This window comes from Pseudomonas sp. P1.31 (assembly GCF_001269815.1).
Lineage (GTDB): Bacteria > Pseudomonadota > Gammaproteobacteria > Pseudomonadales > Pseudomonadaceae > Aquipseudomonas > Aquipseudomonas rustica.
On record NZ_LHVN01000032.1, the window covers coordinates 1 to 22,241 of the forward strand.

General features: G+C 54.2%; 20 protein-coding genes. All 20 read right to left on the reverse strand.

Annotated features, from left to right (window positions below; genetic code table 11):
* Positions 1 to 172 precede the first annotated feature (172 nt).
* Positions 173 to 1,618: a hypothetical protein gene (locus AD669_RS18700; RefSeq protein WP_053122441.1), complete on the reverse strand. Its 1,446-nt coding sequence runs from the start codon at positions 1,616 to 1,618 to the stop codon at positions 173 to 175.
* On the reverse strand, positions 1,615 to 2,892 hold the full coding sequence (locus AD669_RS18705; protein ID WP_053122443.1) for an O-antigen translocase: 1,278 nt from the start codon (positions 2,890 to 2,892) through the stop codon (positions 1,615 to 1,617). Before AD669_RS18705 ends, AD669_RS18700 begins: the two co-directional genes overlap by 4 nt.
* Complete coding sequence (locus AD669_RS18710) at positions 2,889 to 4,016, reverse strand: DegT/DnrJ/EryC1/StrS aminotransferase family protein (RefSeq protein ID WP_053122445.1); 1,128 nt, start codon at positions 4,014 to 4,016, stop codon at positions 2,889 to 2,891. Before AD669_RS18710 ends, AD669_RS18705 begins: the two co-directional genes overlap by 4 nt.
* Positions 4,013 to 4,477, reverse strand: a complete 465-nt coding sequence (locus AD669_RS18715) for an acyltransferase (protein ID WP_053122446.1) — start codon at positions 4,475 to 4,477, stop codon at positions 4,013 to 4,015. The genes AD669_RS18710 and AD669_RS18715 overlap by 4 nt, the downstream gene beginning before the upstream one ends.
* Positions 4,470 to 4,874, reverse strand: coding sequence for an FdtA/QdtA family cupin domain-containing protein (locus AD669_RS18720; RefSeq protein WP_082341467.1), 405 nt, complete (start codon positions 4,872 to 4,874; stop codon positions 4,470 to 4,472). The genes AD669_RS18715 and AD669_RS18720 overlap by 8 nt, the downstream gene beginning before the upstream one ends.
* Positions 4,874 to 5,437 (reverse strand): dTDP-4-dehydrorhamnose 3,5-epimerase, encoded by a 564-nt coding sequence (gene rfbC, locus AD669_RS18725; protein ID WP_053122447.1) that lies wholly within the window; start codon positions 5,435 to 5,437, stop codon positions 4,874 to 4,876. The genes AD669_RS18720 and rfbC overlap by 1 nt, the downstream gene beginning before the upstream one ends.
* The gene (gene rfbA, locus AD669_RS18730) at positions 5,434 to 6,327 is read right to left on the reverse strand and encodes a glucose-1-phosphate thymidylyltransferase RfbA (protein WP_053122448.1); all 894 of its coding nucleotides are present in this window, start codon (positions 6,325 to 6,327) and stop codon (positions 5,434 to 5,436) included. The genes rfbC and rfbA overlap by 4 nt, the downstream gene beginning before the upstream one ends.
* On the reverse strand, positions 6,324 to 7,217 hold the full coding sequence (rfbD, locus tag AD669_RS18735) for a dTDP-4-dehydrorhamnose reductase (RefSeq protein WP_053122449.1): 894 nt from the start codon (positions 7,215 to 7,217) through the stop codon (positions 6,324 to 6,326). The genes rfbA and rfbD overlap by 4 nt, the downstream gene beginning before the upstream one ends.
* 6 nt (positions 7,218 to 7,223) lie before the next feature.
* Positions 7,224 to 8,288, reverse strand: coding sequence for a dTDP-glucose 4,6-dehydratase (gene rfbB, locus AD669_RS18740; RefSeq protein ID WP_082341485.1), 1,065 nt, complete (start codon positions 8,286 to 8,288; stop codon positions 7,224 to 7,226).
* 285 nt (positions 8,289 to 8,573) lie between these two features.
* Positions 8,574 to 9,656: an LPS O-antigen chain length determinant protein WzzB gene (locus AD669_RS18745; RefSeq protein WP_053122453.1), complete on the reverse strand. Its 1,083-nt coding sequence runs from the start codon at positions 9,654 to 9,656 to the stop codon at positions 8,574 to 8,576.
* 227 nt (positions 9,657 to 9,883) lie between these two features.
* Positions 9,884 to 10,111 (reverse strand): lipopolysaccharide assembly protein LapA domain-containing protein, encoded by a 228-nt coding sequence (locus tag AD669_RS18750; RefSeq protein ID WP_053122455.1) that lies wholly within the window; start codon positions 10,109 to 10,111, stop codon positions 9,884 to 9,886.
* A 31-nt stretch (positions 10,112 to 10,142) separates the two neighbouring features.
* Entirely contained in the window at positions 10,143 to 10,439 is a 297-nt protein-coding gene (gene ihfB / locus AD669_RS18755; RefSeq protein ID WP_003189779.1) for an integration host factor subunit beta, read from the reverse strand.
* Between the two features lie 145 nt (positions 10,440 to 10,584).
* Positions 10,585 to 10,863: a hypothetical protein gene (locus AD669_RS18760; RefSeq protein ID WP_053122456.1), complete on the reverse strand. Its 279-nt coding sequence runs from the start codon at positions 10,861 to 10,863 to the stop codon at positions 10,585 to 10,587.
* Between the two features lie 197 nt (positions 10,864 to 11,060).
* Entirely contained in the window at positions 11,061 to 12,743 is a 1,683-nt protein-coding gene (rpsA, locus tag AD669_RS18765) for a 30S ribosomal protein S1 (RefSeq protein ID WP_053122458.1), read from the reverse strand.
* A 119-nt stretch (positions 12,744 to 12,862) separates the two neighbouring features.
* Positions 12,863 to 13,552, reverse strand: a complete 690-nt coding sequence (gene cmk / locus AD669_RS18770) for a (d)CMP kinase (protein WP_053122460.1) — start codon at positions 13,550 to 13,552, stop codon at positions 12,863 to 12,865.
* Complete coding sequence (locus AD669_RS18775) at positions 13,549 to 15,756, reverse strand: bifunctional prephenate dehydrogenase/3-phosphoshikimate 1-carboxyvinyltransferase (RefSeq protein ID WP_053123303.1); 2,208 nt, start codon at positions 15,754 to 15,756, stop codon at positions 13,549 to 13,551. Before AD669_RS18775 ends, cmk begins: the two co-directional genes overlap by 4 nt.
* Positions 15,757 to 15,784: 28 nt before the next feature.
* Positions 15,785 to 16,897, reverse strand: a complete 1,113-nt coding sequence (gene hisC / locus AD669_RS18780) for a histidinol-phosphate transaminase (RefSeq protein ID WP_053122462.1) — start codon at positions 16,895 to 16,897, stop codon at positions 15,785 to 15,787.
* Between the two features lie 13 nt (positions 16,898 to 16,910).
* Positions 16,911 to 18,005: a prephenate dehydratase gene (pheA, locus tag AD669_RS18785; protein ID WP_007908404.1), complete on the reverse strand. Its 1,095-nt coding sequence runs from the start codon at positions 18,003 to 18,005 to the stop codon at positions 16,911 to 16,913.
* Positions 18,005 to 19,090 (reverse strand): 3-phosphoserine/phosphohydroxythreonine transaminase, encoded by a 1,086-nt coding sequence (serC, locus tag AD669_RS18790; protein WP_053122464.1) that lies wholly within the window; start codon positions 19,088 to 19,090, stop codon positions 18,005 to 18,007. The genes pheA and serC overlap by 1 nt, the downstream gene beginning before the upstream one ends.
* Positions 19,091 to 19,319: 229 nt before the next feature.
* The gene (gyrA, locus tag AD669_RS18795) at positions 19,320 to 22,094 is read right to left on the reverse strand and encodes a DNA gyrase subunit A (RefSeq protein ID WP_053122466.1); all 2,775 of its coding nucleotides are present in this window, start codon (positions 22,092 to 22,094) and stop codon (positions 19,320 to 19,322) included.
* Positions 22,095 to 22,241: the final 147 nt, after the last annotated feature.

Sequence of the window (22,241 nt, forward strand, 5' to 3'; positions counted from 1 at the left end):
GCAAATGTGATTGCTGGCCGAAAAACCAAAAACCCGATGGACACCAGAAACAGCGGTGCAAATATTAATTTATTAAGTAAAAAAACGGGCACCAAGACTGTCGACAAACAGTAAATCATTATCAAAAAAGTCGCAGCACCATTTTTATAGGAAACCGTTCGATTGAGATCCACTACACCGAAACCTTCTTGTTAAACCTGACCGCCGAAATGAAAACTTTAGCCAACAATTTTAAACTTTTATTAATAGTTAACGCACGGAGCAAGCGCAATGCCAAACCATCACCTAGACGGTAGACTGACATGAATGATTTCGCAGATATATCAACGTCAGCCCGGCCTTCGTCCTTTTTGAAGAACGTGACATCCCCCGTCCATTCATTCGAGGCATTCAGCATATTCTCGGTTGTCTGGCCTCTAAATAAACAGGACAGGTAACGCTGCTTAACATTCTCGATGCCATTGACAGTTTCTATTTCAGAGAAAATCGAATCGGAGTGCTGGTAGTGATTGATGCAGGAAAGTACTTCCTGAACATTCATGCGTTTCAACTTATCCGCCGGGGAATAACCTTGAATTGGCGACACTAATCCGACACAACGCTGCCCACTTAAATACTGTTCAGCGAATGCAGTGCCGCCAGGGATAGGATGGCTGTCGACGTAGTAGTCAGCGTCCGCAACGGCTTTGCTATATTCATCAAATTCAAGATGAGCGCGAATTACCAACCGTCCTCGGTACTTTATTTTCAGTGGCCACCACCAAAAAGACGATTTCAGGTTGGTTCCGATGATCAGAAATCTGGCCGACCGGTATACATCAAGAATGTGAGTGACGAGCGCGAAAAGATCTCTACCTTTGTTAGGTTTGTATTTGATGTCTGAACCCGCAGAGACAAAAAGCAGTTCCTGATCCTTGGTTGGCGTTAAATCTGGATGCCTCGACGCCTTACTTGTTACTACGGGTATGCCCAAGAACGACTTTTTACCGCAGATATTTTTTTTCTGATCCAGCCGACTGCCATAACTACTCAGTTCAAAATAGTAGTCCGCGACAGATGTTCCGTATGAGAAAACGTGATCGGCATGATTGACGAAAAACACTTGTCTATTGAAAAGGCGTTTGACGACACCGCACGCCACAACCGTACATATATCATCAGGATGTATATGTAAAACAATTTTCTCGTAGGAAAATAGTAACTTCACGAGCTCTACGACCACCTCAAGCGGCCGATCGGTGGAGACCTTCGAAGTCTTCGAGAAAAATCCTTTAACACGCGACTCTGCTCGAGCTGATGCGCTGCGAGAAATAATGAGGTCTACGGCATCCTCATGCATTCCAGCAAGCTTTTCCATCAGCCTGGTGTGGCCACCTGTCAGTAATGGTTCGCTGATGACATGGACGACTGACGCACAATTATCCTGTCGCTCAAATGTGCAGCCATTTAACTGACCGAGGCAGCGGTCAATTAAATATCGTTCGATTGCCGGTGCGTCATAGATACCAATATCGGCAAACCACAAAAGGTTGCCATACTGAGTCGCGATATCCAGCGACCGATCAAGATCAACTTCAGAAAATATTCGGGACTGTATATCAGCCATCAACTTTTTCATATTGCCTGGCTCGAATGCAAATCGGAACGATCATGCAACTTGCGATAGACGAACACATACATGATCACGCTATACAAAGCATAATTTGCAGCATAAGCCCATGTGACCGCCGTCATACCCCACATATCCGTAAAGGCGACAGACAGAAAATAAAAACTGGCACAAGACAAGATTTCAGTGATCACAAACAGTTTAACCATGGCCTTGCTGAGCATCACATACGCCATGATCCAGCTGCATATTTTCAAGCTATCACCGATAACCTGACCGGAGAAAAAATCTCGGACAGGATAAAATTCCGAAGTAAACAGCACAGAGACGACGAGATCCCGGAGCAGATACATAAGTAACCCGGCAACTACAGCGACAGGTAAAATCAGTTTATAGCCGTCGAGAACCTCTTTCTTTATTTCACCTCCCGATTTCAACTCTGAGAGTCGGGGCAGATAATAGACGCTCAATGTTGTTGTCACCAACAACAAATAAGCTGCGCTTAGTCTCCACATCGCCTCCCAATAACCGGCAACTTCTAGGCCGAATGTATTGGCCAAATGGTTACGCACCAGCATCTGCCCCAAGGGAACACAGGCCGCAGATACGACCGCCATCAAGAAATAACCAGACAAATTACGCAACGTGTCTTGATCGACTCGACCGATTAGCGAACTGATCTTGAACCACTCTGTCTTGAGACATAACAGCAGCGTAACGGCAAAACTAACCGACTGATAGATAACTAATGCTATCAGCGCGCCGTACAACCCAAATTGAGTTGCCAGATACAAAGTAACAAAAAACGATAAAAGGCTTCCAACAATATTGGCAGCCACATAAAGCAGGATTTCTTTCCTGCCATTTAAAATGGCCAATAACAGAGCGTTTAGCGAAAAAAACAGCACACCGCCGGCGAACCAGAGGAACACGTCGCCAAGATTCTCATCTTTTAAAAACATCGAGGCGAGTTGCCGATGAAACAGGGCAACCAGAACACCTACCAACAGGCTGCCCACGACCGTAATTGTACCGGCTGTTCTCCACAGCCGGATCTGCTGTTCAGGACTATCGTGAAATTGCGCGGTATACTTCACCACGCCGTTACTGATAGCCCCGCCTGTAAAAGTCGTGATCATCTGCACTGCATTCTGAAACTGCCCGATTGCAGCATAACCGGCAGGCCCGACATACACAGCAAGCACCTTATTGAGTCCCAACAAGGTCAACATCTTGATAATGACTGCTATGCCATTTAGCAGACTGGTTCTAACTAGATTCATGTCCTGCCTGACTGAAAACTATTACAGGCAGCTACTACGGCACGCGCATCTTCAAGGGATAAATCCGGGCCCATTGGCAAGCTGAGTATTTGACGATGGATCTGTTCCGATACTGGCAAAGAACAATCTGCCAACTCAGAGTAGGCCTGCTGGTGATGCGGCGGAATCGGATAATGAATAAGCGTTTGAACATCGTTCGCCAGCAAATGCTTCTGCAATGCATCCCGATCCGCACAAAGTACGGTATACACATGCCACACGTGACTTAAATCGCCGACGGAGTCAAAGCTGGAAGGCACCGGTGTTCTGATCGCGGGATTTTGAATTTCAGCTGTGTATAAGCTCGCAATCTGACGCCGATGAGCAGTTTGCTCGTCAAGATACTTCAATTTTACTGACAGCATGGCCGCCTGAATCTCGTCCAGCCGACTATTCATCCCACGGTAAAGATTCTTGTACTTTTCGTGCGAGCCGTAGTTGCGCAAGGCTCGAAGCGTAGAAGCTAAAATATCGTCATTGGTGGTTATCGCACCGGCATCCCCAAGGGCACCCAGGTTTTTGCCAGGGTAAAAACTAAACCCGGAAGCGTGTCCCCATGCGCCCGCTTTCACCCCGTCTATGCTCGCTCCGTGGGATTGCGCGGAATCTTCAAGGACGAGTAATCCCGTGCGTTCTGCCAACGCCATAATCGCAGGCATATCGGCGATCCGACCATAAAGATGTACTGGGAGAATAGCTTTGGTTTTGGCGGTAATGGCAGCTTCGGCTTTGACCGGGCAAATATTGAATGTGGTCAGATCAGGTTCTACCAGAACAGGCACCAAGCCGTTTTCTGATATCGCAAGAATGCTCGCGATGTAGGTATTAGAAGGAACCAAAATCTCGTCACCTTCTTGAAGGTAACCCAGTTCTTTCCAGGCTCTGATGACCAGCACCAGAGCATCCAGCCCGTTAGCTACACCAATGCAATGCTTGGTTCCACAGTATTCTGCATAGCTGCTTTCGAACTGTTGAAGTTCGCTGCCGCCTATGTACCAGCCGGAATCGATCACGCGCGTGCACGCTTCAATCAGCTCTTCGCGGCAGGCCTGGTTTATGGACTTCAGGTCAAGGAAACTAATCATTTGGTCAAATACCTAATAACTTTTGCTGGGTTGCCTACAACAACAGCGCGATCCGGCACATCTGCAACAACAACCGCCCCTGCACCAATCATCGCCCCTTCACCAACGGTTACACCTGGCAAAATCGTAGCGTTGGCCCCGATGCTGGCACCTTGCTTGACGGTAATGCCTGAAAAAACTTCCGGATAAACCTTCGAGCGCGGCATGACGTCATTGGTGAACGTAGCATTCGGGCCAATAAATACATTGTCGGCAATCACAGTGCCTTCCCAGAGGAACACGCCAGATTTAACCGTGACGTTGTTACCCACGGTCACACCGTTTTCAACTAATGTGTGAGCACAAATATTGCAGTTTTCACCGATCGCGGCTCCGTCAAAAATCACGGCAAATTGCCAGACCCGAGTATCTTTGCCGATATTCGTACTTTTCACATCAGCGAGAGGATGGATTTTAGGCATGCTTTACCAGCTCCAAGAATGCTTCGTAGTTCCTGATGTAATCTTGCTCATCGTAAAAATCACTGGCGAGTACCACGAGCACACAATCCGAGCTGAAATCATGCATTTCATGCCAAATCATTTTGTCGATGACGATCGCTTTGTCAGGAGCATCCAGCCAGACTTCTTCTTGTAAATGACCATCGTCCAGTTTCATCAGGCAACGTCCTGAGACACAGACAGCCACTTGCGTCAGTTCCTTATGAGCATGAAAACCCCGAGGTACTCCAGGCAGAGTGTTGGTCAAGTAGTAAACGCGCTTAATCGCGAATGGAACGCTTATATCGTTTTCAAGCGCTATAAGTTGACCTCGCTCATCACCCAATGTCCTGATGTCGAGAAACTTTAACAAGCTCATCACTGGGTCACCGACAAACTGGCAACACCCGGTGCTTGCTCGTCTTTTTCACTGATAATGTAGTGATCAGAGCCCGGCCAATCGATGCCCAACTGAGGGTCGCTCCAATGCAGGGCGCCCTCGGATGCTTTGTCGTAGTAGTCCGTGGTCTTGTAAAGAAAATGAGTGTTGTCTTCCAGCGCAACGAACCCGTGCGCGAAGCCTTCTGGAATCCATAACATTTTATGGTTGGTGCTGGAGAGCTCGATTCCTACCCACTGCAGGTAAGTTGCCGAGTCCGGCCGAATATCCACTGCAACATCGTACGCCGAACCCTGAACAACACGCACCAGTTTGCCCTGAGCATGTGGCGAGCGCTGGAAATGCAGCCCCCGCAACACACCCTTGGATGAACAGGAGTGATTATCCTGGACGAAGGCGCGAGGAACGGACAGGCCCAGATCTGTCAACGCGGCGTGAAATTTTTCCTGGTTAAAGCTCTCCATGAACCAGCCACGATCGTCGCCATAAACCGCAGGTTCGACGATTACCACTTCGGGTATAGAGGTCTGAATCAATTTCATTTGCCAACAGCCTCTAAAAGAAGCTTCTGTAGATATTGGCCATAGCCGGTCTTCTTGAGCTTTTCAGCTTGTACGCTGAGTTGCTCTGGAGTGATCCAGCCACTATGAAACGCAATCTCTTCCAGGCAAGCGACTTTAAGGCCTTGTCGATGTTCAATGGTATGAACAAAGTGGCTCGCTTCCAGCAGCGACTCGTGAGTACCGGTATCAAGCCAGGCAAAACCACGACCGAGCATTTCGACGGTCAGAGATTTGTCGTCGAGATACGCTTTGTTGACATCAGTGATCTCCAACTCGCCACGAGGCGAAGGCTTGATGTTTTTGGCGATTTCCACGACGCGATTGTCATAAAAATACAGTCCGGTTACTGCATAGTTGGACTTGGGTTGGCTCGGCTTTTCTTCAATGCTGAGGGCGCGGCCAGTGCTATCGAATTCAACCACACCGAAACGCTCAGGATCAGATACGTGATAACCAAACACGGTTGCCCCGGAAGCCTGAGACATGGCCGAACGCAAGTTATCGGAAAAGTGCTGACCATAGAAAATGTTGTCGCCGAGAATCAAGCAGCAAGGATCCTTGCCGATAAATTCTTCGCCAATGATGAATGCCTGGGCCAAGCCATCCGGGCTTGGTTGCTCAGCGTAGGTCAATTGAATACCGTACTGACTGCCATCACCCAGAAGTTTTTTAAAGCAGGGCAAGTCTTCTGGCGTAGAAATGATCAGAATTTCGCGCATCCCGGCCAGCATCAACACGGAAAGCGGGTAGAAAATCATCGGCTTGTCGAAGATAGGAAGCATCTGTTTCGACACGCCCAACGTCAATGGATGCAGGCGCGTACCAGACCCGCCTGCCAGAATGATGCCTTTGCGTTTGATGACGGTCATTTTTCTAACACTTCCTTTAACATCCGGGTCACTCCACTACGCCAATCGGGCAAGTGGATGGAAAAAGTCTTGCGCAGCTTCTCGGTACTAAGCCGAGAATTCAATGGACGGCGCGCAGGCGTCGGGAATTGCGTGGTCGGAATCGGATTCAGCGTTTGCACTTTCAACGGAAGACCGCTTGCCTTGCCATGGGCAATGACAAGACTTGCGTATTCATGCCAGGAAGTGAATCCTGAAGCCGCCAAGTGATATACACCTGCGACCTCTGGATCAACAAGCGCCTGGCGGATCATGGACGCAGTGACATCTGCGATCAAATCAGCACCGGTAGGCGCTCCGACTTGATCGGCGATGACATTGAGCTCATCGCGATCTGCAGCGAGGCGCAGCATGGTTTTAGCGAAATTGTTTCCACGCGCGCCGTAAACCCAAGAGGTACGCATGATCAAGTATTTGCAGCCTGCCGAAGCAATCGCCTGCTCCCCTAGCAACTTGGTCATGCCGTAGTAGTTGACGGGAGCAACAGCATCACGTTCATGCCAGGCTTCCGAGCCAGCTCCGTCGAACACGTAATCCGTGGAAAAGTGCACAAACCAGCTACCCAGTTTGGCAGCTTCTTCAGCGATAACCTGTACCGCGGTGGCATTAACCTGAAGGGCCAGATCCTTGTCCGATTCCGCTTTGTCCACAGCAGTATAAGCGGCAGCATTGACGATGATATCTGGCGCAACTCGCTGGATAGTCGCCTGTAATTGCGCGACGTCGGTGAGATCACCGCATAAACCATCCTCGGCATTGCGATCCAGAGCGACCACTTCACCCAAAGTTGCCAGGGAGCGTTGAAGCTCCCAGCCTACCTGTCCATTTTTACCCAGCAATAAAAGCTTCATATCGGCTTACCGCTCAGAATAGTTCTGGTCGATCCATTGCTGGTAGCTGCCGCTTTTTACGTGCTCTACCCAAAGCTGATTATTCAGGTACCACTCAACAGTTTTGCGGATACCGGAATCGAACGTTTCTTCCGGCACCCAAGCCAAATCACGTTGAATTTTGCTGGCGTCAATCGCGTAACGCTGGTCGTGGCCCGGTCGATCCTGAACATAAGTAATCAGTTGTGCGTGCGGACGATGCGGCGAATCCGGGCACAATTCATCGAGTAAAGCGCAAACCGTGTGAACCACTTCGAGGTTTTTCTTCTCGTTGTGACCACCGATATTGTAGGTCTCGCCAATCTCGCCCTCGGTAACAACCTTATAAAGCGCACGAGCATGATCTTCGACATACAACCAGTCACGAACCTGGTCGCCTTTTCCGTAGATAGGCAGAGCCTTACCTTCCAGGGCGTTCAGAATAACAAGCGGAATCAGTTTTTCCGGAAAGTGGCATGGGCCGTAATTGTTAGAGCAGTTGGTCACGACAGCTGGCAGGCCGTACGTTCTGCTCCACGCCCTGACCAGATGATCGGAGCTCGCCTTGCTCGCCGAATAAGGGGAGCTGGGCTGATACGGCGTCTGTTCTGTGAACAGTTCTTCAGGGCCATCGAGATCGCCATACACTTCGTCAGTGGAAATGTGGTGAAACCGGAAATTCTGTTGAGCAGTTGCGTCCAGGCCGTTCCAATAATGGCGAACTGCCTCCAGCAGGGTGTACGTACCGACAATATTAGTCTGGATGAAATCCGATGGACCACTGATCGAGCGATCAACATGAGACTCTGCTGCCAGATGCATTACCGCATCAGGGCGATGCTCAGCAAACACTCGTTCCAAATCTTTTCCATTGCAAATATCGACACGCTCAAAGGCATATCGGTCACTCTTGGCGCTTTCACCCAGAGACTCGAGGTTACCGGCATAGGTCAATTTATCAAGATTGACCACCGAATCCTTGGTATTGGCGATGATATGACGGACCACTGCCGAGCCAATAAAACCAGCGCCACCGGTTACTAATATTTTCAACATCATCTCCTTAAACTCGAGTAACGCTCTATACACTAATCGTCATTGATGCTTGCGTAATGCCTGCGTCGAAACGCTGATATCTCCCAGCGCTACGTGTTGTGCACCGCGATCAGCAGGCCAGCCTTGGACGCCAGGGCCCAGTTTACACGCGTTCGGCGCAAGAGGCCGCAAGGCGCAGACTACGAATCGAAATTCCGACAGGCAACGCTGAATTCATCGTTCGACTGCTGTTATTTGATGGATTACGAACCACCTGACTTTCTCTCACTGGAACATATAGGCTTACAAACGTGGATCAGCCGCCTGAACAACGCTATTTTCAGCCTCTCTACGCTTGGCAATAAAATGGTTCAACAATGCGACAGCACAACCCAAGAGCCCGCCAACCAAAAGACCCAAAAGAATGATCAACGCCTTTTTCGGCTTGATCGGGGAACTTGGTAGATCCAAAACGCCATCATGGCGATAGGCTGCAATTTCGAAATTTTCAGATTCGACTTTCTGGAAAAATTCGACATCTTTCTGAAGATTACGCAGCCCCGGAATGAAAGGATCTTCAGACTGACGATTTTCGAGATTTTTAAGCTCAGCCTCCAGCGCCTTGCTACCGCGCATGTAGGTATTATCTTCAAACATATTGCCAGCCAACTTTTCGGTACCCCTCCCGGAAAAAACAACTGTATTTTCCAGACCGCTTGATTGAGCAACTAGCAGCGCTTCACGAATTTTCGCGATGTTGTCATTCCGGGTCTTGCGAGCGGAATCTCGCAACGTCTCGATTTCCAGCACGCGGTTGCGACCAAGCACTAAAACCTCTTTCTTTGCGTTCTGGGCAAGCTCGCGAGCGGTGCTCTCACCGACCTGGTTAACATAGGCGGTAACCCACTCAACGGAGCGCTCAGGATTGCTATCTTGCAGCGATACAGACCAACGTCCGTCCTCTTCTTTGTCTACCTGAGCCACCGCGATGGTTTTAGAAAACACACCGTACAGCACACCACTGGACAGAGCCGATGGTTCACCGCCGGAAGCAGGCAGATATGTCGACTCAAAAAACTGTCGACGCTGCGATTCTGACTGAAGATTACTTAAAAAAACCTTATAAACCTGATTGACCGTAAAAGGTTTCAATTCTGAACCTGTGCCACGTCCGTAGTTAAGATTGGCAATGTCGTTAAGGGTAGGCGGAGATATGTAATATTTTGACTCGTAAACAGGCGTGGACCAAAAAGCATAAGCGGCGCCCATGAATCCGCAAGCCAGCGCAATAGTGGCAACCAGCCACTTTCTTACCCAGATAGCGCCAAAAATTTCAAAAAGATCGAGCTCAACTGAAGAGTTAACTGTGCTATTACTGTTTTGCATAAGATTATTTAGCCCTTCAATTAATACTATCTATTACTTGCTTAATAGAAATTATTGCGCTGCCTGGCGAGTTTTTCTTACCACAAAAAGGATTTGCGGACGCACACCCTCTAACCACGCCGGACGGGAAAAACGACAAGAAGCCGAGTCTGCAGACAGCTCGAAATAATAACATGGACATCGCTGGTTTTCCTGAGCAGAAACAACCTGTTCTGACCAGTAACCCGTTAGACTCGCCGAATCGCTTTGCGACCGAAGAGCAAAGCCAAAAGCGGCCCAAACACCATGCCTGTAAGCAAAGCCAAAAGGACACAGGCAGCTATCGGTATTTGCGGGGACGACCAACCCAGGAATACCAGTGAAATCGATTGCTGATTTTCCAGCACAAACGCCAGGGTTACCAACACAACCAATAGAATAAAAATACTGGAAAGCACGCGCTTAAGATTACGCATCAGCGCCCTCCTCGATAATCGTTGACGAGGATCAAACCCCCTCCTCCTCTTCCTCATTCACCCGATCACGCAACTCCTTGCCCGGTTTGAAATGCGGAACGAATTTTCCGTCCAGACTCACCGACTGGCCGGTTTTTGGATTGCGCCCTACGCGCGGGGCGCGGTAGTGCAGGGAGAAGCTGCCAAAGCCACGGATCTCGATGCGATCACCGGTAGCCAGACACTGGGACATTTGTTCAAGCATGGTCTTGATGGCCAGCTCTACATCCTTGGATGAGAGCAGCCCTTGATGGGTGACAATTCGTTCGATCAACTCCGACTTCGTCATATTTTTCCCTTCTTTTTCAAGCAGCTAGATCAGCGCTTGAAAGGTTTTAGCACGCCCGGAAGATTTTGAACAGCCCAGGGATTGACATATCTTCCTGCTCATTGAAACGCCCGTTTTCAGGGCACAAGCTCTATAAACCGCCACCCTATCGGCAGATCACTAACATCGTGCGTGTCAGATAGCCAGCAGGATTGAAACCGAAGGGATACTGATCATCATCCTTGGCATCATCGGATCTGGTAATGACCTTGTAGCCTGCGCCTTTGCATTCTTTTGTGGCGCGCTTTTGACACTTCTCCCAACTCGAGCCCAATCCCGAGCAATCGACCTCGATGCCGCTCACGCCGCGCACCACATGCGTCTTGGCGCTCGTGGCGCAGCCCGCCAACATCAGCACACCGACCAACACGATAAACTTGTTCATTCACTTCCTTATGCCAGGCAATCTGCCCGACTACTGCGATCTTCAGCCTAAGCCTAGTCGCGAATAGACGATTGATCCGAATAAAGAAACAGACAATTGAGTAACAAGATTGGTTTCACGCGAGAGGTGCCTCTCCACCAAATCGCAGGCACAAAAAAGGGCGACCGAAGTCGCCCTTTTTAATGATCAAGCAGAACTTAGTTCTGTTTGGCCATTGCCTGGCGCAGCAGTGCCGCCATGGTGGTGTCGCCAGTAGGAGCTTCTTCAGCCTTCAGGCTTTGGATAGCTTCTTTCTCTTCAGCATCGTCTTTCGACTTGATGGAGAGCTGGATTACGCGGCTCTTGCGATCAACGCTGATGATCTTGGCTTCTACTTCCTGGCCTTCTTTCAGAACGTTGCGCGCGTCTTCAACGCGGTCACGGCTGATTTCGGAGGCTTTCAGAGTCGCTTCGATATCGTCGGCCAGAACGATGATGGCGCCTTTGGCGTCAACTTCTTTCACAGTGCCTTTAACGATGGCGCCTTTGTCGTTCTCTTGAACGTACTCGGAGAACGGATCGCTTTCCAGTTGCTTGATACCCAGGGAGATGCGCTCGCGCTCTGGGTCAACCGACAGGATAACGGTGTCCAGCTCGTCGCCCTTCTTGAAACGACGAACAGCTTCTTCGCCAACTTCGTTCCAGGAGATGTCGGACAGGTGAACCAGACCGTCGATGCCGCCGTCCAGACCAATGAAGATACCGAAATCGGTGATCGACTTGATGGTGCCGGAGATTTTATCGCCCTTGTTGAACTGGCCAGAGAAATCTTCCCATGGGTTAGATTTGCACTGCTTGATGCCCAGGGAGATACGACGACGCTCTTCGTCGATGTCCAGAACCATAACTTCCACTTCGTCGCCGACTTGTACGACTTTCGAAGGGTGGATGTTCTTGTTGGTCCAGTCCATTTCCGAAACGTGTACCAGACCTTCAACGCCTTCTTCCAGCTCAGCGAAGCAGCCGTAGTCGGTCAGGTTGGTTACACGAGCGGTAACGCGAGTGCTTTCTGGGTAACGGGCTTTGATAGCAACCCATGGATCTTCGCCCAGTTGCTTCAGGCCCAGGGAAACACGGTTGCGTTCGCGATCGTATTTCAGAACCTTAACGTCGATTTCGTCACCAACGTTGACGATCTCGGAAGGATGCTTGATGCGCTTCCAGGCCATGTCGGTGATGTGCAGCAGGCCGTCCACGCCACCCAGATCGACGAATGCGCCGTAATCGGTGAGGTTTTTGACGATACCTTTGACTTGCTGGCCTTCCTGCAAGGATTCCAGCAGAGCTTCACGCTCGGCGGAGTTCTCGGCTTCCAGGACGCTGCGACGGGAAACGACAACGTTGTTGCGCTTCTGGTCCAGCTTGATGACCTTGAATTCCAGCTCTTTGCCTTCCAGGTGCGTGGTGTCGCGCACTGGACGGACGTCAACCAGGGAACCTGGCAGGAACGCACGGATGCCGTTAACGTCGACAGTGAAGCCGCCTTTAACCTTACCGTTGATAACGCCCTTGACCACTTCCTCAGCTGCGAAGGCTGCTTCCAGAACGATCCAGCACTCAGCGCGCTTGGCTTTTTCACGGGACAGCTTGGTTTCACCGAAACCGTCTTCAACCGAGTCCAGAGCAACGTGAACTTCGTCACCGACATTGATAGTCAGATCGCCAGCGTCGTTGTAGAACTGCTCAAGCGGGATGAGTGCTTCAGACTTCAGGCCAGCGTGAACGGTTACCCAGCGAGCTTGGTAATCGATATCAACGATAACACCGGTGATGATGGAGCCTGCCTGAAGGTTCAGGGTTTTTAGGCTTTCTTCAAAGAGTTCCGCAAAGCTTTCGCTCATTTTAATTCCTGTAAATGAGGGCGAAGGATACGCCCATCTCCACACCCCAGACGGTGTGGGTTAGTTTCATATAGAAGAAGCGCCGCAGGACTATGACTGGTCCCCTGTGGCCTTCTTGGTCACCCGGCGATATCGCGAATGGCGATCTCGCTCATGATGCGTTCAAGCACCTGATCGATGGACAACTCCGTGGAATCCAGCTGTATGGCGTCAGCCGCCGGCTTAAGCGGGGCTACCGCTCGCTGGGTGTCACGCTCGTCGCGTGCACGGATCTCATCTAGCAGACTCGACAGACTAACACCCTCGACTTTGCCCTTCAACTGCAAATATCGACGGCGCGCTCTCTCCTCGGCACTGGCGGTCAGGAAAATCTTCAGCGGCGCGCCTGGAAAAACCACGGTGCCCATGTCGCGACCATCCGCGACAAGGCCCGGCGCTTCCTGGAAAGCCCGCTGGCGCTGCAGCAGCGCCTCGCGTACGGCCGGCAATGCAGCCACTTGAGAAGCACCGGAACCGACGCTTTCAGTGCGGATGACATCGCTGACTTCATCACCTTCCAGAATGATGCGCTGCAACTGACCGTCGGTCGCCGCAATAAACTGAACATCCAGATGAGCGGCGAGTTTCTTCAGCAGCTCTTCATTGGTCAGATCAACACCATGGTTGTGCGCAGCAAATGCCAGCAAACGGTACAGCGCACCGGAATCCAGCAGGTTCCAGCCCAGACGCTTGGCCAGAATCCCGGCTACGGTGCCTTTGCCCGAGCCGCTTGGCCCATCAATGGTGATGACCGGTGCAATGTTGTTCACGACTGAGCCTCTTGTGCCACACGAATACCGACCTGCCCGCACAAAGCGAGGAAGTTCGGGAACGATGTCGCGACGTTGGCGCAATCATGGATGCGGATCGGTGCAGTGGCGCGCAGCGAGGCCACGCTGAAAGCCATGGCAATACGGTGATCGCCGTGACCATGCACTTCGCCGCCGCCGATCTGGCCGCCGTCGATGATGATGCCGTCCGGGGTCGGTTCGCACTTGACGCCCAGCGCCAGCAAACCGTCCGCCATGACCTGAATGCGATCCGATTCCTTGACCCGCAACTCTTCAGCGCCGGTCAGTACGGTGCGCCCTTCGGCACAGGCCGCAGCAACAAACAGCACCGGGAATTCGTCGATCGCCAGTGGAACCAGTTCTTCCGGAATCTCGATGCCCTTGAGTTTAGCTGCTCGCACGCGCAGGTCAGCCACAGGCTCGCCGCCGACTTCACGCTGGTTTTCCAGCGTGATGTCAGCACCCATCAGGCGCAGGATGTCGATAACGCCAGTACGGGTCGGGTTGATGCCGACGTGCTCAAGCACCAGCTCCGAACCTTCAGCAATCGAGGCCGCCACAAGGAAGAACGCCGACGACGAGATGTCGCCCGGGACTTCAATGTGGGTCGCCGTCAGTTTGCCGCCGGATTCAACCGAAGCCGTAGCGCCTTCAACGCTGACCGGGTAGCCGAAGCCGCGCAGCATGCGCTCGGTGTGGTCGCGAGTCGGAGCGGGTTCGGTCACAGTGGTCTTGCCTTCAGCGTACAGACCGGCGAGCAGCAGGCAGGATTTCACCTGAGCACTGGCCATCGGCATGGTGTAGGTCAGGCCTTTGAGCTTGTGACCGCCACGAATCGTCATCGGTGGACGACCTTCAGCAGCGGTTTCAATCACGGCGCCCATTTCACGCAGTGGATTGGCCACGCGATTCATCGGACGCTTGGACAGCGAGGCATCGCCGGTCAAAGTGCTGTCGAAGTTCTGCGCAGCCAACAGGCCGGAGAGCAGACGCATCGAGGTACCGGAGTTGCCCAGATAGATCGGGCCCGGCGCCGGTTTCAGACCGTGCAGGCCGACACCGTGAATGGTCACGCGGCCGTGGTGCGGGCCTTCGATGACCACGCCCATGTCGCGGAACGCCTGCAAGGTCGCCAGGGCGTCTTCGCCCTCAAGGAAGCCTTCGACTTCGGTGACGCCTTCGGCCAGCGAACCGAGCATGATCGAACGGTGGGAAATGGATTTGTCGCCCGGTACGCGAATCCGACCGGACAGGCGGCCACCAGGTTGAGCCAGGAAGATCAGATCGTTGGAATTCATAGCGTCCACATAGGCCCTGCGGGCCAGGATTTTACTGAAATGCTCGCGGGCAACCCGGGCGCGCGTGAAGACGCCCAACAATTGGTGCCCATCCCCTGCATCGACCGCGTCGCGCAAGGCGTCGAGGTCGCTGCGAAATGTATCGAGTGTGCGCAGAACAGCCTCGCGGTTAGCGAGGAAGATGTCGTGCCACATCACCGGGTCGCTTCCGGCGATTCTTGTGAAATCGCGAAAACCACCGGCAGCGTAACGGAAGATCTCAAGGTTTTCATTGCGCTTGGCCAACGAATCGACCAGACCGAACGCCAACAGGTGCGGCAGATGGCTGGTCGCGGCCAGCACTTCATCGTGACGTTCGACCTGCATGTGCTCGACGTCGGCGCCCAATTCGCGCCACAGACGATCAACCACAGCCAATGCGGCCGGATCGGTTTGCTCGAGCGGCGTGAGAATCACTTTGTGACGACGGAACAGTTCGGCATTGGAGGCTTCCACCCCGCTCTGCTCGGAACCGGCAATCGGATGGCCCGGCACGAAACGCGGCGGCATCGCGCCAAACGCTTCGGTTGCCGCGCGCACCACATTGCCTTTGGCGCTACCGACATCAGTCAGAATCGCCTGCCCGAGATCCATGCTCGCCAGACGCGCGAGCACTTTTTCCATGGCCAGAATCGGCACCGCCAGTTGAATCACGTCAGCGCCCTGGCATGCAGCGGCCAAGTCATCCTCACAACGATCGACCACACCCAACTCGACCGCGAGCTTGCGCGATTGCGGATCGAGATCGACCCCGACCACTTCACGGCATACGCCGCTTTCACGCAAGCCTTTGGCAAACGAACCACCGATCAACCCCAGACCGACCACCACAAGGCGACCGATCATAGGTGCAGCAGATTGCAGTGCAGTGACATCACCCACGAGCCAGAACCTTGCGCAACGCTTCGAGGAAGCGGCTGTTTTCCGCTGGCAGACCGATGGTCACCCGCAGGTGGTTCGGCATGCCGTAATTGGCTACTGGACGCACGATCACGCCTTCGCTCAGCAAACCCTGGAATACAGGGGCTGCAACTTGTGCGAGATCGACGCAGATGAAATTGCCCTTGGATTCGATCCAGTTCAGACCCAGCTCACGGAAACCTGCTTGCAGCTGCTGCATGCCCGCCTCGTTGAGCTGACGGCTTTGCGCCAGATATTCTTCGTCCTTCAACGCTGCGCAGGCTGCCGCGAGGGCCAGACTGTTGACGTTGAAGGGCTGACGAACGCGGTTCAGCACGTCAGCAACAACCGGAGTCGACAGACCGTAACCAACGCGCAATGCCGCCAAGCCGTAAGCCTTGGAGAAAGTGCGCGACACCAGCAGGTTCGGGTAAGCGGCGAGGAAATCCAGACCGTCCGGCAAATCACTGCCTTCGGCGTATTCGATGTAAGCCTCGTCCAGCACCACCAGCACATGCTCCGGAACATCCTGCAGGAACTCGTCCAGCGCTTCAGCGCCGAACCAGGTGCCGGTCGGGTTGTTCGGGTTGGCGATGAACACCACGCGGGTGTTGGCGTCGATGGCCGCGAGCATTGCAGGCAGGTCATGCCCCCAATCTTTCGCCGGCACCACTTTGGCCTGCGCGCCGACCGCTTGAGTGGCGATCGGGTATACCGCAAACGCGTGCTCACTGAACACCGCGTTGAGGCCCGGCGCCAGATACGCGCGCGCGACCAACTCAAGAATGTCGTTGGAACCGTTGCCCAGCGTGACCTGATTCAGCTCGACGCGGCACTGTTCGGCCAGCAACGATTTCAATGCGAAACCGTTGCCATCCGGATAACGGGTCAGCTCGGCCAGCTCTTCGCGGATCGCCGCCAAGGCTTTTGGACTGGCGCCCAGCGGATTTTCATTGCTCGCCAGTTTGACGATTTTTGCCGGATCCAGATCCAGCTCGCGCGCCAGTTCGTCCACAGGCTTGCCCGGAACGTACGGCGAAAGTTGTTGCACGCCCGGCTGTGCCAGAGCGAGGAAGTTGCCACTCATTTGCTACCGCCCCTTAGAGAACTGCTTTCGGGTAGGAACCCAGCACTTTGAGTGCTACTGCTTCCTGACTGATCTTTTCCAGCACACCTTTGATCAACGGATCACGGTGGTGGCCGACGAAGTCGATGAAGAACACGTAGGTCCATTTACCGCTGCGCGATGGACGGGTTTCGATGCGGGTCAGGTCGATCCCGTTGTCGTGGAACGGCACCAGCAGCTCGTGGAGCGCGCCGGGTTTGTTGCTCATCGACACGATGATTGAAGTCTTGTCGTCGCCGGTCGGCGGCACTTCCTGGTTACCAATCATCAGGAAGCGCGTCGAGTTGTCCGGACGATCTTCGATCTTCTCGGCCAGACGGGTCAGACCATACAGACCGGCCGCCATGTCACCGGCAATCGCCGCCGAATTCCACTCACCTTTAACCCGCTTGGCGGCTTCAGCGTTGCTCGACACCGCGACGCGCTCGACATTCGGGTAGTGCGCGTCCAGCCACTTGCGGCACTGGGCCAGCGACTGTGCGTGGGAATAGATGCGGCTGATGCTGTCGGTCTTGGTGTTTTCACCGACCAACAGGTGATGGTGAATGCGCAGCTCGACTTCGCCACAGATGACCATGTCGTGTTCGAGGAAGCTGTCGAGCGTGTGATTGACCGCGCCTTCGGTGGAGTTTTCCACCGGCACCACGCCAAAATTCACCGCACCGGCTGCCACTTCACGGAACACTTCGTCGATCGCCGCCATTGGCTTGCTGATCACCGCGTGGCCGAAGTGCTTCATCGCCGCGGCCTGGGTGAAAGTGCCTTCAGGGCCGAGGTAAGCCACTTTCAGCGGCTGCTCGAGCGCCAGGCACGACGACATGATTTCACGAAACAACCGCGCCATCTCCTCGTTGCCCAGCGGCCCCTGATTGCGCTCCATCACACGCTTGAGCACCTGAGCTTCGCGCTCAGGACGATAGAACACCGGCACTTCGCCTTCGGCCAGCGAGGCCATCTTTACTCGCGCGACTTCCTGGGCGCAACGCGCACGCTCACTGATCAGCTCCATGACTTTGGTGTCCAGAGCGTCAATGCGAACGCGCAGCGCCTTGAGTTCTTGCTCGGACATCAGCCGTGTTCCTTCTCGAATTCAGCCATGTACGCCACCAGCGCGTTGACCGCAGTGATGTCGACAGCGTTATAGATGGAGGCGCGCATGCCGCCCACGGAGCGGTGACCCTTGAGGTTGAGCAGACCGCGCGCTTCGGCACCGACCAGGAACGGCTTGTCCAGACGATCATCGGCCAGACGGAATGGCACGTTCATCCACGACCGATCCGATTTGTTGATCGGGTTGCTGTAGAGGCCGCTGGCGTCGATGAAGTCGTACAGCGTGCGCTGTTTGACGTCGTTGAGTTTGGCGATCGCGTCAACGCCGCCCTGCTCTTTCAGCCACTGGAACACCAGACCGGACAGGTACCAGGCCAGGGTCGGCGGGGTGTTGTACATCGAGCCGTTATCCGCCGCGACTTTGTAGTCGAGCATGGTCGGGCACAGCGCACGCGCCTTGCCGAGCAGGTCTTCGCGGATGATGTTGACGACGATGCCACTCGGGCCGATGTTCTTCTGGGCGCCGGCGTAGATCATGCCGAAACGCGAGATATCGACCGGGCGCGACAGAATGTCGGAAGACATGTCAGCCACCAGCGGCACGTCACCGACTTCCGGGATCCACTGGAATTCCAGACCGCCGATGGTTTCGTTCGGCGCGTAGTGAACGTAAGCGGCGTCTTTCGACAGGTTCCACTCGTTCTGGCCCGGGATGGCGAAATAGTCGTAAGGCTTGGCGGTGGCGGCGACGTTGACGTGGCCGTAGCGCGAGGCTTCTTCGATGGCTTTCTGCGACCAGATACCGGTGTCGATATAGTCGGCAGAACCGCCTTCAGGCAACAGGTTCAGTGGAATCTGCGCGAATTGCTGGCTGGCGCCACCTTGCAGAAACAGCACTTTGTAGTTCGACGGGATATTCAGCAGGTCACGCAGATCCTGCTCGGCCTGGGTGGCAATGGACACGAACTCATCGCTGCGATGGCTCATTTCCATGACCGACAGACCCTTGCCGTGCCAATCAAGGAGTTCACCCTGGGCGCGCTGCAGGACAGCTTCAGGAAGCGCCGCAGGACCGGCGCAGAAGTTATAGGCTCGCTTGCTCACATCCAATCTCGCTCTGATTTGGTGGTCACTTAAATCTTTTGGTCTGCGGATGATCGTTCCCACGCTCTGCGTGGGGATGCATCCAATGACGCTCTGCGTCATGGGACGCGGAGCGTCCCGAGCGGCATTCCCACGCAGAGCGTGGGAACGATCCCGTACAGTGTTGCAAATTTTCAAACAGGACAAATAACAAGGGGGCGAATTCTCATCCGCCCCCTTGCTTGTCCGCTTATTCTTGCGGTTCTTCGTCTGCTGCGGCGTCGAGTTGCTGGTCTTCACCGGCATCGTCGTTGACGACAGTGCCTTCGAATTCCTCGCCCTCTTCCCCTTCAAGCTCTTCGCCTTCGACTTCCGAAGGTTCCTGAACCCGCTCCAGACCGACCAGGGTTTCATCCTTGGCCAGTTTGATCAGCGTCACACCTTGCGTGTTACGACCCAGGCTCGACACTTCGTCGACACGGGTACGCACCAGGGTGCCCTGATCGGAGATCAGCATGATCTCTTCACCGTCCTGCACCTGAACCGCACCGACCAGACGGCCGTTACGCTCGTTGCTGACCATGGCGATAACGCCCTGACCGCCACGCTTGTACTCAGGGAACTCGGTGATCGCCGTACGCTTGCCGTAGCCGCGCGCCGAAGCAGTGAGAATTTCGCTGCCTTCTTCTGGAATCAGCATGGAGATCAGCTTCTGCCCTTCTGGCAGACGCATGCCACGCACACCGCGGGCGGTACGGCCCATGGCGCGAACTTCGGATTCCTTGAAGCGCGTTACCTTGCCGCCGTCGGAGAACAGCATGATTTCCTGCTCGCCGTCGGTGACAGCCGCGGAGATCAGGATGTCGCCTTCGTCCAGTTCCAGCGCGATCAGACCAACGCTGCGCTGACGGCTGAAGGCCACCAGCGGCGTCTTCTTGACCGTACCGTTGGCGGTCGACATGAAGATGAACGGCGCTTTTTTACGATCAGCAGCCTTGATACGGGCACGACGCTCTTCGTCGGTCTCGTTGCTGTTTTCGATTTCTTCTACATCAACCTCAACGCCTTCAGCCTCTTCTTCTTCAGCCTGACGCTTCATGGCTTCGAGATCGACCGGCAGCATGGTGGTGATGTATTCGCCTTCGCTCAATGGCAGAAGGTTGACCAGCGGACGACCACGGGCAGCGCGGGACGCTTCCGGAATCTCGTAGGTCTTGAGCCAGTACACCTTGCCTTTGCTGGAGAACAGCAGCAGCGTGGTGTGGCTGTTGGCAACGAGCAGGTGAGCGATGTAGTCCTCATCCTTGACGCCGGTCGCCGATTTGCCTTTGCCGCCACGACGCTGAGCCTGGTACGCAGCCAATGGCTGAGTCTTGGCGTAGCCACCGTGGGAGATGGTCACGACGCGCTCTTCTTCCGGGATCATGTCGCCCAGGGTCAGATCGAGACGGGCATCGAGAATTTCGGTGCGGCGCACGTCGCCGTATTCGGCACGAATCACTTCCAGCTCTTCGCGGATCACTTCCATCAGGCGCACAGCGCTGTTGAGGATGCGGATCAGCTCGCCGATCTGGTTGAGGATCTCTTGATACTCGGCCAGCAGTTTTTCGTGTTCCAGACCAGTCAGACGGTGCAGACGCAGTTCCAGAATGGCTTGCGCCTGTTCTGGCGACAGGAAGTATTTGCCTTCGCGCAGACCGTATTGCGGATCGAGGTTTTCCGGACGGCACGAATCGGCACCGGCACGTTCAACCATCGCGACCACGGCCGAGGATTCCCACGGCGTGCTGATCAGCGCTTCTTTAGCTTCCGACGGGGTCGGCGAGGCTTTAATCAGGGCGATAACCGGGTCGATGTTCGACAGGGCAACGGCCTGACCTTCGAGGATGTGACCACGCTCGCGCGCTTTGCGCAGTTCGAACACGGTACGACGGGTAACCACTTCGCGACGGTGACGGACGAAGGCTTCTAGCAGATCCTTGAGGTTCAGAATGCGTGGGCGGCCGTCGATCAGCGCAACGATGTTGATGCCGAATACCGATTGCAGCTGGGTCTGGGCGTAGAGGTTGTTGAGGATCACCTCAGGCACTTCGCCGCGACGCAGTTCGATCACGACGCGCATACCGTCCTTGTCGGACTCGTCGCGCAGTTCGGTGATGCCTTCCAGCTTCTTCTCTTTAACCAGCTCGGCGATCTTCTCGATCAGACGCGCCTTGTTCAACTGGTAAGGGAGTTCGGTAATAACGATCTGCTGACGGCCACCGACCTTGTCGATGTCTTCAATGATCGAGCGGGCGCGCATGTAAATACGCCCGCGACCGGTGCGGTAGGCTTCGATGATACCGGCGCGACCGTTGATGATCGCGGCGGTCGGGAAGTCCGGACCGGGGATGTATTGCATCAGCTCATCGACGGTCAGCTCAGGGTTGTCGATGAGCGCCAGGCAACCGTCGATGACTTCACCGAGGTTGTGCGGCGGGATGTTGGTCGCCATGCCCACGGCGATACCGCTGGAGCCGTTGACCAGCAGGTTGGGGATACGGGTCGGCATGACCGCCGGGATCATTTCGGTGCCGTCGTAGTTCGGCACCCAGTCCACGGTTTCTTTGTGCAGGTCAGCCAGCAGCTCGTGCGCCAGCTTGGTCATGCGCACTTCGGTGTATCGCATCGCCGCAGCGTTGTCGCCGTCGACCGAACCGAAGTTGCCCTGACCGTCTACCAGCAGGTAGCGCAGGGAGAAAGGCTGGGCCATACGAACGATGGTGTCGTACACCGCGGTATCACCGTGCGGGTGATACTTACCGATCACGTCGCCGACAACACGGGCAGATTTCTTGTACGGCTTGTTGTAGTCGTTACCCAGCTCGCTCATCGCGAACAGTACGCGACGGTGCACGGGCTTGAGGCCATCGCGCGCATCCGGCAGTGCACGGCCGACGATTACGCTCATCGCGTAGTCGAGGTAGGACTGCTTCAGCTCGTCTTCGATATTGACCGGGAGGATTTCTTTGGCCAGTTCGCCCATGAGAAGCCTGATTCCTTTTTCTGGTGAAACTTCGTCATATCCATATGGGACCAACGAAGCTCGTCGGGGCCGGCCGAGTGCCATGCGCCGACTTACGACAAATCAACATTGGAGCGTGGATTTGCGCAGTGAAGACAGCTTCGTGAA